12 protein-coding genes are annotated in these 14,064 nt (G+C 65.5%); 6 read left to right on the top strand and 6 right to left on the bottom strand.

The window, feature by feature from the left end:
- Positions 1–81 precede the first annotated feature (81 nt).
- The 6 genes from H2LOC_RS00550 to H2LOC_RS00525 all read left to right on the top strand — a co-directional run bounded on the left by H2LOC_RS00550 (position 82) and on the right by H2LOC_RS00525 (position 8,781).
- Complete coding sequence (locus H2LOC_RS00550; protein WP_154331530.1) at positions 82–2,859, top strand: ATP-binding protein; 2,778 nt, start codon at positions 82–84, stop codon at positions 2,857–2,859.
- A 354-nt stretch (positions 2,860–3,213) separates the two neighbouring features.
- Positions 3,214–4,140, top strand: coding sequence for a polyphosphate kinase 2 (gene ppk2 / locus H2LOC_RS00545; protein WP_136494616.1), 927 nt, complete (start codon positions 3,214–3,216; stop codon positions 4,138–4,140).
- Between the two features lie 101 nt (positions 4,141–4,241).
- On the top strand, positions 4,242–4,640 hold the full coding sequence (locus H2LOC_RS00540) for a DUF5132 domain-containing protein (RefSeq protein WP_202620506.1): 399 nt from the start codon (positions 4,242–4,244) through the stop codon (positions 4,638–4,640).
- Positions 4,640–5,662 (top strand): HMA2 domain-containing protein, encoded by a 1,023-nt coding sequence (locus H2LOC_RS00535; RefSeq protein ID WP_154331529.1) that lies wholly within the window; start codon positions 4,640–4,642, stop codon positions 5,660–5,662. The genes H2LOC_RS00540 and H2LOC_RS00535 overlap by 1 nt, the downstream gene beginning before the upstream one ends.
- Before the next feature lie 86 nt (positions 5,663–5,748).
- The gene (locus H2LOC_RS00530; protein ID WP_136494614.1) at positions 5,749–7,887 is read left to right on the top strand and encodes a heavy metal translocating P-type ATPase; all 2,139 of its coding nucleotides are present in this window, start codon (positions 5,749–5,751) and stop codon (positions 7,885–7,887) included.
- 15 nt (positions 7,888–7,902) lie between these two features.
- Positions 7,903–8,781: an EcsC family protein gene (locus tag H2LOC_RS00525; RefSeq protein WP_136494613.1), complete on the top strand. Its 879-nt coding sequence runs from the start codon at positions 7,903–7,905 to the stop codon at positions 8,779–8,781.
- On the opposite strand, the gene H2LOC_RS00520 is transcribed toward H2LOC_RS00525, so the two are convergent.
- From H2LOC_RS00520 to H2LOC_RS00495, 6 genes are all read right to left on the bottom strand, one after another.
- Positions 8,768–9,517, bottom strand: coding sequence for a DUF2061 domain-containing protein (locus tag H2LOC_RS00520; RefSeq protein ID WP_136494612.1), 750 nt, complete (start codon positions 9,515–9,517; stop codon positions 8,768–8,770). The two genes, H2LOC_RS00525 and H2LOC_RS00520, sit on opposite strands and share 14 nt — an antisense overlap.
- A 289-nt stretch (positions 9,518–9,806) precedes the next feature.
- Entirely contained in the window at positions 9,807–10,502 is a 696-nt protein-coding gene (locus H2LOC_RS00515) for an ABC transporter ATP-binding protein (protein WP_136494611.1), read from the bottom strand.
- The gene (locus H2LOC_RS00510) at positions 10,502–11,632 is read right to left on the bottom strand and encodes an ABC transporter permease (protein WP_136494610.1); all 1,131 of its coding nucleotides are present in this window, start codon (positions 11,630–11,632) and stop codon (positions 10,502–10,504) included. The genes H2LOC_RS00515 and H2LOC_RS00510 overlap by 1 nt, the downstream gene beginning before the upstream one ends.
- Positions 11,629–11,889 carry a hypothetical protein gene (locus H2LOC_RS00505; RefSeq protein WP_154331528.1) on the bottom strand — a complete coding sequence of 87 codons (261 nt, stop codon included), beginning with the start codon at positions 11,887–11,889 and terminating at the stop codon, positions 11,629–11,631. The genes H2LOC_RS00510 and H2LOC_RS00505 overlap by 4 nt, the downstream gene beginning before the upstream one ends.
- Positions 11,882–12,124, bottom strand: a complete 243-nt coding sequence (locus H2LOC_RS00500) for a hypothetical protein (protein ID WP_154331527.1) — start codon at positions 12,122–12,124, stop codon at positions 11,882–11,884. Before H2LOC_RS00500 ends, H2LOC_RS00505 begins: the two co-directional genes overlap by 8 nt.
- A 226-nt stretch (positions 12,125–12,350) precedes the next feature.
- Positions 12,351–14,063, bottom strand: a complete 1,713-nt coding sequence (locus H2LOC_RS00495) for a bifunctional protein-serine/threonine kinase/phosphatase (protein ID WP_136494608.1) — start codon at positions 14,061–14,063, stop codon at positions 12,351–12,353.
- Position 14,064 lies beyond the last annotated feature (1 nt).

Raw genomic sequence — 14,064 nt, 5'->3', positions numbered from 1 at the left:
CCGCCGACGGTCGCCGTCGACCGCTGCGGTCGCAAAGCTCCAGCCGAGGTCTTCTCAAGGCAACCGAGATAAAAACGCGTCATGAAGCGGCCTCCCGGAACAAAACATCCGACCGCGTCGAGATCGGCGCCCCCGACATCCATAGCCCGGAAGCTCGCGATCCTGGTCACGATCGCCGTGGCGCTCGCCTCCGTGGCGCTGAGCGGCGTCTCGCTGTGGCAGGAATTGTCCCGCTACGCGGAGACCAGGACAAAGATGCTGGTCGGGGCCGCCCAGATCTTCGCCTCCGCCTCCGCTCCGGCGGTCGCCGCCCGGAACGCCGGCTCCGCCTATCAGGCGATGAAGGCGATCGCCCGAATGCCGGATTTCAGATATGCGCGCATAGATATCGCGCCGGGACACACGCTCGCGGTTCTCGGGGGAGCGACGCAGCTCGACGACGACCTGCGCATTCGGGCCGACGGGGATGAGCGCATCCCGCCTTTGAGCCTGCTGTCGTCGCATTCGATAGAGGTCGACGCCCCGATCGTAAGCGGCGGGCTCGATGTGGGTCGCTTCATACTGGTGGCGGACACGTCGGATCTTGCCGATCAGTTGTGGTCCTCCCTGCGGGGCGCGATGCTCGGCGGTCTGTTCGCGCTGATCCTGGGTCTCTTCGTCGCGGCGCGCCTGCAGCGCGGGCTCACCAGACCTCTTCGCGAACTGAGCGACACCATCTGGCGGATCCGCTCGGCTCACGCGTATGATGCGCGCGTCGAAGCCAAAAGCAACGATGAAGTCGGAGTGTTGATCGACAGCTTCAACACCATGCTCGAGGAAATCCAGACCCGCGACCAGCGGCTCGAGGCCCATCGCCGCAATCTGGAAAAAGAGGTGGCCGATCGGACGCAGGATTATCGCGCCGCCAAGGATGCGGCCGAAGCCGCTAATGCGGCGAAGTCGGATTTCCTCGCTACGATGAGCCATGAAATCCGCACGCCGATGAACGGCGTGATGGCGATGGCGGAGCTGCTGGCCGCGGCGGATATTCCGCAAAGGCAGCGCCGCTATGCCGAAGTGATCTCGAAATCGGGCCAGAGCCTGCTCGCCATCATCAACGACATCCTCGATTTTTCGAAGATCGAATCCGGCAAGTTGGAACTGGAGCGGATTGCGCTCGACCCGGAAGAGCTCGCAAGCGACGTGACCTGCCTTTTTGGCGGCCGCGCCAGCGAGAAGGGCCTCGATCTCGCCGGCTTCGTTTCTCCCGCGACCCCGTCCCGCATCGCCGGAGACCCGGTGCGGATCAATCAGGTGATCGGCAATCTCGTCAACAACGCGCTGAAATTCAGCGATCGGGGTTCGGTGAGCCTGGAGGTCGGACCGGACCCCGGCGACCCCTCGCGCATCGCTTTTGCGGTCAGCGACACGGGAATAGGCATCCCCAAGGACAAGCTCGGGGAAATATTCGGAGCCTTCACGCAGGCCGATCAATCGACGACGCGGCGGTTCGGAGGCACCGGCCTCGGCCTCGCCATCAGCCGGCGACTGATCAAGGCGATGGGCGGCGAATTGACCGTCGAAAGCGAATTGGGCAAGGGGTCCAGATTCGCCTTTTCGATCCCGGCGGAAGATCGCGTTCCGCCGCCGCCCTGGCCCGGCGCGGCAGGAGACAGGGCGGATGAACCCCTGGCGTTTCTCGATGTCAGGGGCGAAGCGACGCTGGAGGCCCTGCGCCGCTACCTTCGCGCAGCGGGATACAGGGTTTTGTCGGCCCGGGACGGCGCGGCGCCGCCCGAGACCGCTTTGATGATCGTCGATCCGGATCGCGTTCCCGCGTCTCGTAGCGAAAGGGGCGCCCGGATCGTCTGCATGGCGGCGCTGGGCGATCCGTCGTCGCATCGCCGGGTGAGGGAAGGGCGCGCCGACGCCGTGCTCTCCCGGCCCCTGCAGCGCTCGGAAATCTTCGGACTGCTTCTTGCGATCGAAACCGGTTCTCCGCTCGCCGGATTGGCCGCTCCGGAGAGCGCCCTTCGCGGCCGGTTTTCTGTTTTTCCCAATCTGCGCGCGCTCGTGGCCGACGACGGCGCCGTCAATCGCGAGGTCGCCATCGAGGCGCTCACGCGGCTGGAAGCCATTCCGACGACCGTCGAAAACGGGCTGGAGGCCGTGCAGGCCGCGCTCGGGCAGGAATTCGACGTCGTGCTCATGGACGTCAGCATGCCGGAGCTCGACGGTTTCGAGGCTACGCGCCGCATTCGTGCGGCCGAGTCCGAACAAGGACGCCGCAGGACGCCGATCGTGGCCGTCACCGCGCATGTTATCGGCGGAGCCGCCGACGCCTGGCGCGACGCCGGCATGGATGCGGTGTTGCACAAACCGTTCACCGTGAGTTCGCTCGCCGCCTGCCTGGGGCTGTTCTTCGCCCCGACCGAGAACGTCATCGGGCCGGAAGCTACGGCGCCCGCAGCGCCCCAGGCGCCGCCCCGCCCCTCCTCCACCCCTCTGCTCGACGAAAAGGTTCTGCGAGACCTCGCTTCGACCGGCCCCCGTGGATCGACCGCCTTCATGGAGAAGGTGTTCGGCATTTTTGTTGAACAAGCGCCGAAATCCGCGGCTAAAATGGAGGCTGCTTTCGAGAGAATGGACATTGCGGAAGTCGGCCGCGTCGCTCATGCGATCAAATCGATGAGCCTGAATATCGGCGCCGGCGCCGCAGCGGCCATGGCCGCGGAACTGGAGCGCCGCGCCAACCTCGAGCCGGACGGCGTGGGGCCGGATCTGATTGCGCGGATGACCGGCGTACTGGCTGAAACCTGCGTCGCCCTGGACAAGAAAAAAGCGGCGCTGAGCCTTGGGCGGCAGGAAGCCGAAGCGTAGCGCGGCGCCGCGGCCCAAGCTGCGATCGCATTTCGGCTTTCTCGAAAAGCCTGGGCTTCGAGGCCGGGCGAAAGGCGCTCGCGCGCCGCTGGTCGAGGCGCCGGGACGCGCCTTATGCGCGAAAGTCCGGAGGCTTCTGTCACAAAACTGAAGAATTTCCAATCTAATGCTCGGAAAAGCCGGGTTAAAGGCGTGTGTTTGGCGGGCGTCGGTTCAGCGTGAGAGCCGAGCGGACCTTTCGGATCGCTTCGTTGCGCCCCCAATGGCGGCTTCGAAAGAGGGGTCCGGCCCAACCGACGCAATACCCCGGCGCTTTGAACCGCTGATTTGCAAGTGCAGGGAGTTCCTTCCACAATGGCCTCGGACGATCACGTATCGGGAGCCGCGACTGCCGAGCGCATTCGCGCGGATATGCTCGACAGTTTCGACGAAGAGCTGGAAGAGGAAATCGACGACCAGCGCCTCGCCGCCCTGCTGGATCGCGCCTCCGACCATCCGGAGACCGAGAGCCTCAATCGCAGCCTCTATTTCAAGGAGCTGTTCCGGCTGCAGCGCGAATTGGTGAAGCTGCAGGACTGGATCGCAACCAATAAGAAAAAAGCCGTCGTCATTTTCGAGGGTCGCGATTCCGCCGGCAAGGGCGGCGTCATCAAGCGAGTGACGCAGCGGCTCAATCCTCGCGTCTGCCGCGTCGTCGCGCTGCCCGCGCCCAGCGAGCGCGAGAAGACCCAGTGGTATTTCCAGCGCTATACGCCGCATCTGCCGGCCGCCGGCGAACTCGTCCTGTTCGACCGCTCCTGGTACAACCGCGCCGGCGTCGAGCGGGTCATGGGTTTTTGTTCCGAGGCCGAGGTCGAGGAATTCTTCCGCAGCGTGCCGGAGTTCGAGCGCATGATCGTGCGCTCCGGCGTCACCCTGATCAAATACTGGTTTTCGATCTCCGACGAAGAACAGCATTTCCGCTTCCAGATGCGCATCCACGATCCGTTGAAGCAATGGAAGCTCAGCCCCATGGATCTTCAGTCGCGCATCCGCTGGGAGGCTTATACGAAGGCCAAAGAGGCGATGCTGGAGCGCACGCATATCCCCGAGGCGCCGTGGTGGGTGGTCGAAGCCGACGATAAGAAGCGTGCGCGCCTCAACTGCATCAGCCACCTGCTGAGCCAGTTTCCCTATCAGGAGATCGAGAGGCCCCCGGTCGAACTGCCGCCGCGGGTGCACAACCCCGACTATATTCGCGAGGCCATCCCGGAAGAAATATATGTGCCTCGCATTTACTGAGCTTGCTTTTGCGGTCGCAGGCAAGCCCAGGCGCCGCGCTTGCCGCCGTTGCGGCGAACTCGGAACAACCGCCTCGACGGCGCAATATGAAAGAGACTCACATGGCATATGACACGCACAGTCACGATGATCGGCGCCATTCCGCCGAGGAGCACGACGCCGACGTCGCCGAACACGACGAAGAGGATCTGGCGGCTATCGACTCCACCACTCTCGCGACGATCGCCACCATCGGCGTGGTGGGAGTTGGCGTCGTTGTGATGGAAGCCGCTCTGCTGCCGGGCGTAGCGCTCGGCGTCGCGGCGGTGGCGGCGCCGAAATATTTCCCGCGCCTGAGCTCCGCGCTGGCTCCGATCTTCCGCTCGACCGTGCGCGGCGTTTACAAGGCGTCGCAGAAGACGCGCGAATTCGTCGCCGAAGCGCAAGAGCATGTCGGCGATATCGTCGCCGAGGTTGAGGCCGAGAGCGGCCGTTCTGAGACCTCGGAGCGCAAGGCCTGATGTCCGACGAAAATACGCCGCCGGAGGCGCCGAAGCCGTCTCCGGCGTCCGAAGCAGCGACCCCGGACAAAGCAGCGACCCCGGACAAAGCGGCGGCGACGGCGGCCTTTCTCAGGATCGCCGCCGCGCCGCGCAACGAGTCGGCTCCCGGCGCCGAGAGTGCGTCGCCTGCGCCCGCCACAGGCGCCGAGGCCGTTCCGCCGGCGCCCGCCGGAACCCACCAAACGGCGCCCGAGGCGGTATCCGCCTATCAAAGGATCGTCGGCGCGTCGGGCGCCGAGGCGCGCACGGGCGATGCGCCCGCGGATGCGCAATTCAGCTATTGGAGCTATCCGAGCTTCGACGCGTCGCTCGCCGACGACACGGAGAACACGGAAGCCGTCGCTCCGCCCCCGGCCGAAGCCGCCGCCCCGCCCCTTGCCGAGGGAGAGGGCAGAAAGGCCGGCAAAACCAAGAAGAAAAAGGGCCGCAAGCCTAAGATGCGGATCGCGCATCAGACCGCCGGCCGGGTGCGCATGAAGATATCGGGCGCCAAGGGCGACGAGGAGCTGCTGAACGACATCGCCGCCACATTCCGCGCCATTCCGGGAATTAAGCAGGTAACCGCCAATCCCGTCACCGGCAGCGTCGTGCTCCACTATGACGAGCGCTATCAGGTCAGCATGAACGACCATCTGATGCGCAGCATGGGAACGCGCGACCACTCCAAGATGTTCGGCTCGGAATTCGACGAGCTGACGCGCAAGATCCAGAACGAAGCCGAGTTTCTGGCCGAGAGATCCGAGTCGGCCCGCGCCGTCGTCGATTTCATGAAAAAGCTCGATCGCGAGATCAAGGTCTGCAGCCACAATACGGTCGACCTCAAGATCGTTCTTGCTGCAGGGCTGATCGGTCTCACCGTTCTCGAGCTCGGCGCGAACGCCGCGACGCCGGTATGGCTGACCTTGTCGGTGTTCACCTTCAACCATTTCCTCGAATTGCACGCGCCGCGCGCGCCATTGGCGGGACAGGCCGAGGCCTAGAGCGCGTTCATGTTTCATGGAAACATGAACGCGCTCTAGGCTTTCGTTTTAACGCCGGACGGCGTCTGTCGCACAGGAAGGACCCGATGCAGATCGCCGTTCGTCATTTCATGAAAGGGCGCGTGCGCCTCAGTGCGCCGGCGCTTTGCCGCGACCGCACGCTGGCCGAAAGCGCCTCGAACTGGCTCTCGCGTCAGGAAGGCGTCAGAAGCGTGCGCATCAATTTCGACTGCGCCAGCGTCGTGATCCATTTCGATCCCGTCCACGAACAGGCCTTTCGCTTCCTGTTCGGCCGGTTGAAGCTGATGACGCTCGCGGATCTCGCGGCCCTGGTCGCCTCGGCCGGGGGCGGCGAAACGGGTCGGCACGAGGCGCAAGAGTTGCTGCCGGCCAAGGCGCCGGAGACGGAGCGCCGGTTTCCGCTCGCGCTCCCGACGCTGTCGCTCGCCCTCGCCTTCTCGGCGTCGCCGCTGCTGCGCGCGGTCAACCTCCCCTTCATGCTTTGGAACGCCTATCCCATCGCCCTGCGCGCCTGGCGCGTCCTGGCGCGCGAGCGCCGCCTCAACGTGGACTTTCTCGACACGCTCGCCATCGGGGCTTCCATGGCGCAGGGCAATTTCGTCGCCGCTGCGCTGATCACCTGGCTGATCAAGCTCGGCGACTGGATCAGGGACCTCACCGCGGCAGGGTCGAAACGCGCCATCGGCGACCTGCTCGAATTCCGCAACAAGACCGCCTGGGTGATGCGCAACGGTTCGGTGGTCTCGATCTCCTCCGACGACCTCGAACCCGGCGATGAAGTCGTGGTGTTCCCGGGCGAGATGATCCCCGTCGACGGCGAAATCATCGAGGGAGAAGCGCTCATCGACCAGAAGACCATCACCGGCGAAGGACTGCCGGTGATGCGCAGCGTCGGCGAGGCGGCGTTCGCCGCGACCGTGATTCGAGAGGGGCGCATTACGATCCGGGCCCGCGCCGTCGGGCGCGACACCACGGCCGGAAGGATCGTCAGCCTGATCGACAGCGCCCCCGTAGGCGACACCCGCATGCAGAACCACGCCGAGCGGCTCGCCGACCGGCTGGTGGCTCCCACGCTCGCTGCGGCGACCGGCTCGGCGCTGCTCACCGGGGATCTGAACCGCTTCCTGTCCCTCGTCATCGTCGATTACGGCACCGGCATTCGCGTCGCCGCGCCGACCGCCGTGCTGTCGACGATGACTCAGGCTGCGCGCAGCGGCATCATCATCAAGAGCGGGCGCCATATGGAGCGGCTCGCCGAGGTCGACACCGTCGTCTTCGACAAGACCGGCACGCTGACGCGCGGCGCGCCGGAGGTCATCGACATCGTGCCCTATCAGTCCACGATCGACGCTCGCACGCTGATCGGCCTTGCGGCGGCGGCCGAGAGCCGCCTGCAGCATCCGGTCGCCGAAGCGCTGCGCCGCCGTGCGGATCAGATCGGCGCGCCGGCGCCGGTCTGCGACGAGCCCAACTATTCGGTCGGCATGGGCGTCGAAGCTTTCGTCGAAGGCCGTTTCATCCATGTCGGCAATCAGCGCTACATGCGCAAGCTCGGCATTGCGATCGACCGCGCCGCGGGAGACAAGCAGCGCCTCGAGGAGGCGGGCTATTCCTGCCTGCATCTCGCCATCGACGGCGCGCTCGCGGCGCTCGTTCCCTACGCCGATCAGATCCGCCCGGAGAGCTACGGCTGCATCAGGCGCCTGCACGCGCTGGGCGTGCGCGACACGGTGATGCTCACGGGCGACAACGCCGTGGTCGCGCGCGCGGTGAGCGAACGGCTCGGGCTCAGCCGCTTCGTCGCCGACATGCTGCCGACAGACAAGGCCGATGTCGTGCAGCTGTTGCAGAATGAGGGCCGAGTCGTCGCGATGATCGGCGACGGCATCAACGACTCCCCTGCCCTCAGCTTCGCCGACGTCGGCATTTCAATGAAGCACGGCGCCGAAGTCACCCATGAAACCGCAGACGTCATGCTCATGGAGGATTCGCTCGACAAGCTGGTCGAAGCGATCGAAGTGTCGCGCGGCGCCATCAGCCTCATCAAGCAGAATTACGGCATCGTCATCGGCATGAACACGCTGGCGCTGGGACTCGCGCTGCCGAGCGGCCTCGTAAGCCCGTCTGTAACAGCCCTCATCAGCAACGGCTCGGCGATCATCGCCAGCCTGAACGCCGTCCGCCCGCTGATGTTCAGGCGATAACGCGCCGCGCCGGCGATGCTGAAGGACGACCTTGCCGAGCTGAAGCGCGCAGTACGACGTCTCGAACAAGGCAATCTCGCCGGCGCCGGCCCGAAGACTTCCGGTCGCGATCTCGACCGCGCGCTGGCGCGGCTGCCGAAGCCCCTCAAGCGCCGCATCGACCGCGCCATCGAGCGGGCGGCGCTCCGTTGTCTGGCTTTCGTCGCCAGGGCGCCGCGCGCCGATACGGCGAGACGGCCGCTGCGCCCGGCCATGGGCCTGCTGCTCGCGGGCCTCTCCGGCGGGATCGGCGGCGCGCTCGGCGGGCCCGGCGTATTGATCGAACTGCCGGTGATCACCCTGCTCATCCTGCGCCAGATCGCGGATATCGCCCGCCAGTCCGGCGAGGATCTGACCACGACGGAAGCGCGCATCGCCTGCCTCGAAGTCTTCGCGCTCGGCGCGCGCGGCGGCGCGGCGGATGCGAACCCCGGTTATTTCGCGACGCGCACGCGGCTCGCGCGTCTTGCGCAAAACGCGACGCATTCGGTCGTCGAACGCGGCGTCTCGAGCGCCGTCTTTCCGCCGCTTCTCGTCCGCGTGGCGGCTGAGCTGATCGGCCGGTTCGGCGCCTCTTTGTCCGAGCGCGCCCTCGCGGGCGCGATCCCGGTCATCGGCGCGGTTACAGGCGGCGCCATGAACGCGCTGTTCATGCGCCAATTTCAAAATCTCGCACAGGCGCATTTCATCGTGCGCCGGCTCGAGCGGCGCTACGGCGCCGAGACCGTCCGCATCCGCTATGCGGAAATCCGCGCCGATCTTCGCCCGCTCCGCGCCGCGCCTTCGCGACGAAAAAAGATCAAAACGTCGCCGCACCCGAAAAAGCCGGCGGTCCGCCCTGTCACGGAGCGGTGAGGAGTCGCGGAGCCGGCGGCGGCGCAGCGCCGGCCTCGGGCTTCGCCTTGCCATAGTAATCCCAGGCCTTTTCATGCGCGAGATAGACAAAAGGCCCCGCGAAGAAGCCGAATGCGGACAGTTCCGCCGCGAGCCCAACGTCCCGAACCACCGCGAAATTGGTTCCGAATTCGGAGATCGTCGCAAAGGTGCGGTAAGTGATGGTCTTCGCCATGGCGCGCGTGACGGGAACCTGCGTCCCTGTCGCCTCGATCCGAGCGCTCGCGCGCTGGTCCGAGCGGAAGTGGTTCCAGGCCGTCTCATGCAAAAAATAGAACAGGGGGGCGGCGCCGAGCGAGACAGCCGACAATCCCGCCGCCGTCGCGACTTCGCCGAGCAGGAAATAATTCCAACCGAAATCGAGTCCGGAGGCGATCACGCGGAACGTAACCGTCTTCATCGCCGAGCGCCCGAACTTCAGCCCCGCGAAGGAAAACTGCGGCGCCTGCCCTGTCTCGACGGAATCCGGCGTACTTCCGATGGAGACTGACGGAGCCCTGGCGAGGGCGGGCGCCGGGGCGCGCTGGCGCCGGCGAAGCCGGGCGAGCCGACGGGGGGCGAGCGCCGCCGCCGCGCCCAGCATGACCGCCGGGGCGAAAGCCGCCTCCAGAGCGACCGCCGCCAGCGCCGCGACCGCGCAGGCGGCGGCAAGGCTGGCGATGTCGCCGCCGGCGTCACGGTGGTGGATTTGAAGCATGAACTGCCCTCTCCTGCGTGGCGGGCGACGCCAAGGCCGTCCCGCTCATGGCGAAATCGCTCCGGGTAATATGTTGGAGCGCATTCCTGTCGCAAAAGCATGTCTACTTTTGCGGAATGCGCTCCATTCACAGCGTCCGAGCGCATTCTTGTCGCAAAAGCATGCCTACTTTTGCGGAATGCGCTCCATTCACAGCGTCCGAGCGCATTCTTGTCGCAAAAGCATGCCTACTTTTGCGGAATGCGCTCCATTCACAGCGTCCGAGCGCATTCTTGTCGCAAAAGCATGCCTACTTTTGCGGAATGCGCTCCAGGGCCTCTATCCGGCCATCCGCCAGACTGTAGACCTGATCGGCGAAGCTGCGGGCTTTCGGGTCGTGGCTCGCCATGATGACGGCTTTTCCGCGCCGCCTGGCGAAGCCTCGCAGCATTTCGAGGATCGCCTCGCCGCTTGCAGAGTCGAGACGGGCCGTCGGCTCGTCGGCCAGCAAGATGAAAGGATCGCCGGCGAGCGCTCGGGCGATCGCCACCCTCTGCTTCTCGCCGTCGCTGAGACTCGCCGGGTAAAAATCCATTCGCTCGGCGAGATTGCAGTACTCGAGAAGCTCGGCGCTTCGCCGCTCGCGCAGCGGCGCTGGAACTTTCCGCAGGCGCAGCGCCGTCTCGACATTTTCCCGCGCCGTCAAGAAAGGAAACAGGTTGAAGGATTGAAACACGAAACCGAAACATCGGCGGCGGATTGGCGGCAACTCGCGATCGGAAAGATTGCCGACCTCGTGCCCGCCGAGGAGAATCGCGCCGGACGTCGGACGCAATATGCCGCCGAGCATCGAGAGCAGCGTCGATTTGCCGGAACCCGAAGGGCCGATGAGCAGCGTGACTTCGCCGCCCGGCGCCGCGAGAGAGACGTTCTCGACGGCGGCGACCGTGACGCTTCCCTGCTGGTAATGCTTGGTGAGCGCGCGCGCTTCGAGCAAGGGCTTCATCACTGGCTCCTGAAGATCGTCGCAGGATCGAGCTTCTGCACGCGGCGGATCGAGAGATAGGCGGCGGCGAGCGCAGTGACGAGCGTCACGCAAAACTGGCCGGCGAGGAGCGTGGGGCTAATAGCCAGCGCGACTCCCATCGTCTCCAGCCGCTCCCTGCTCAAAAGCGCCAGCAGCGCGGCGATGGCGAAGCCCAGTGCGGCGTCGACGCCGGCCTGGGCGAGAATGATCGTATTGAGATCGCCCCGCGAGGCGCCCATGGCCTTCAGAGTCGCAAATTCGCCGAGATGCTCCATGGTGTTGGCGAAAACGGTCTGGCCGATCATCCCGGCTCCGACGACGAGGCCGAGCAAGGCGGTCAGGCAAAAAGCCGCTCCCATCCCCGTCTGAATCGTCCAATAGAGCACGGTCCTCTCGACGAAGGCCCAGGTCGTCAGAACTTCATTGTCCTTCAGCAGTCGGCGGAGCGACGCTGCGATACGCTCGGCGTCTTTCGGATTGCGCAACCGGATCGCGATGTAGGCCGCAACGGAGCGCCGCGAAATGTCCGGGGTCATCTCCTGCGCCAAAGCATAGGAGGTGAAGACGATCGGCGCAGTCGTGAAGGTTTTGGCCCCGCGCGAAAGCCCGATGATTTGGAGCGGGCGGTCGTTGACCTCCCAGGTCGCGCCGAGCCGCAATTCGCCGAGCCGTTGCGCCGCGCTTTCGTCGACGATCATCTTGTCGTCGCCGACGTCGCTCTCGGAGCCGCTGGCCATTTCCCAAGGGCCGCCCACGGGAGCCGAGGGGTCGTAGCCGATGATCTCGACGAGCTCCTGCGCCCCGTTCCGCAATTTGAGAAAGCCCCAGCTCAAGCTGATCGGCTTGGCCCAGACCAGCTCCCGGCTGCCCTCCAGCATCTTCACGCGGTCGTCGGGGAAGGGCTTGGTGAAATCGAAATTCTGAACGCCCTTGGCGGCCACCCATATATCCGCGCCGGCGTGACGGATGATCGAGGTCGCATTTTCCATCATGCCGATATAGAGCGCCGTTTCAGTGAGCGTCAGATAGGCCGAGAACACGACTCCAAACAGCGTCACGATCAGACGCGCGCGGTTATGGAAGACGAGCCTCATCGCGAGCCAGATCATGATGCGGGGCTCCGCAGCTGCGACGCGAGCGCAGCCAAGGCGACCTTCCGCAGGTTTTCACGATAGTCCATCACGAGCAGCAGACGCGCCATCGGAAACGGCGCGCGGCAGATCCGGCGACGCCGAGCCTCGTAACGGGCGGGTTCCCCGCGGCGCAACGCCTCTCCCAGCGAAAGCCGATCCCCCGCGTCGCCGAAGACGACCCCGCCGCCATCGTCAAGAGCGCGACGGCGAAACGCCTTGTAGATATCAAGCATTCGCGGCGTGCCGGCGCCAGGCCGCCTGATGCGGTGCGAGACTGTCGGGATTGCCCACGTAAACCTTCGACATTCGTAATAGCACCCCCGTGAGGCGACGTCCTCGATAGGGCGGGATCGAGTTGGGCGAACGGCTGGCGAAGGTCGAAATTTCAAAAATGCGATCGCTGACGGGGATGAGGAACTCGGCTTTCGCGCGCAGGCGATGGTGTTCAGGGATGACCAGGGTCGCCATGAAGCGGCTTTCGCTGCGCAGATCTCACGATAAAACGCACTGACGTTTCGCGCATTGGCTGCTGCACTGCGCCGCGACCAGTAAAAATCAAACTTGGGCTGAATTGTGGCGTTTAAGCGGCGAAAATACGTCCTACCAACGCCGCCCGACGTTCATGCGGACCCGCGGGCCCCGGAGTTGCAGCGGATCAGTGCTCTTCTTCAATCCACAGGAGCCGACCATGCGCTCAACGCCAGGCCCGAGGGATCAGCGCGAGAAAGAGCAGGAACGCCAGAATCAAGCTCAGACTCTTCCAGAAAACCAGCGGATTGCGCTCATAGAGCGGTTTCTTCGTCGCAGGCGGCGCAATATTCCGCAGAGCGCCGTTCTCCAGTTCGAACGCGAATTCCACCACGTCGCCGAAGCGATCGCGCGGATCGGCGGCGACCGCGCGCAGGATGGCGGCATTGATCCAGGCGGGAAGATCCGGCCGCTTTACGATCAAGGGGCGCGGCCGGCCGAACCGCGGCGTGCTGAAGGGCTCGATTTCGCCATAGGGGTAATCGCGTGCAAAAGCGCGATACAGGGTGACGCCCAGCGCAAAAAGATCGGAGGCCTCGTCGCCGGAGGCTCCGAGGAACAGTTCCGGCGCCATGTAGCTCGGCGTGCCGGGAATGTCCTCGGGGCAAAAATCCTCGAGACGAGGAACCCGGCAGACCCCGAGATCGACCAGACGCAGGCTGCCGTCCTTCAGCAGGATCACATTGTCGGCTTTGATGTCGCGATGAACGACGCCCGCGCGATGAGCGGCGACCGCCCGCGCAAGGCGCGTCGCGATCGAAAGCCCCTCCTCCAGTTCGATCTTCGGCGCCCGCGCGAGCCGCGCTTCGAGCGTCTCGCCTTCATAGAAGGGCATGACGGAATAAAGCTGCGTCCTGCGGCCCTCCTCCGGCTCGACGATCTCGCCGACATAGGGGCTGCGGATGCGCCCGGCGACCCAGGCCTCGTTGACGAAAGCCCGGCGGCGGCTCGCGTCGTCGGCGACCCGCGCTAGCGGGAATTTGACGACGAGCGGCCGGCCGTTGCGCAGATCCGTCGCAAGTAGCAATCGGCTGTTGCGCCCCTGCGAGATGATCCGTTCGAGCCGGTAATCGTCCACGACCTCCCCGGGCGCCGGCGGCTCCCCGATGCGGAGACCGGCGGCGAGCTGCGACAGCGCTCCCTGGTCTGCAGGAGGGAGATCGACGACATCGGCGACGAGCGCCGTCGCATTATCGTCGCTCCCGGCGGCCAGCGCCGCGGCGACCAGTCTTTCCGCGGCCTCCTGCGGCGAGACGCGCTCGGCAAGGAGCTTGCGAATAGCCTCGCGGCGCAAGAACGCATGCACCCCGTCGCTGCACAGAAGAAAGCGGTCATGGAGGCAGAGCGCGTGCGAGGCATGATCGACCCGCAGCACATCCTCGAAACCCACCGCGCGAATGAGCGCATGGGCGCTCTCGCCGCGCCCCAGCACATGGTCGTTCGTCAGCTGTTCGAAATCTTCGCCTCTCAGCCGATAGGCCCGGGAATCGCCGACATGGGCGAGATATGCGGAGCGTCTCGAGAAAATCAGCGCCGAGAAAGTCGTCGCCATTCCCGCGAGCTTTTGATCGACGCGCGCCTGCGCGGCGATCCAGCCGTTGATGGATTCGAGCGCCCGCGCTGCGGCGCGCGCGACGCCGATCGTCTCGGGCGAGGCGAAATAGGCCTCGATGAAGCCGCGCACCGCCGTCTCGGCCGCCTCGCGCCCTCCCTTGTGGCCGCCCACGCCGTCGGCCACCGCCGCAACGAGGCCATGAAGCGAGCCGGGGCCGAGCGGCCCCGAGCAGGCGGCGACATAGTCCTGGTTGTCCCGCCGCCTGCCCGTCTCGGTGCAAAAGCCGATTTCGACGCGCAGATCGTGGTCGTAGCGGCTGAGCAAG

The organism is Methylocystis heyeri (assembly GCF_004802635.2).
GTDB classification, from domain to species: domain Bacteria; phylum Pseudomonadota; class Alphaproteobacteria; order Rhizobiales; family Beijerinckiaceae; genus Methylocystis; species Methylocystis heyeri.
This window is presented reverse-complemented; position numbering and strand designations above follow the sequence as displayed.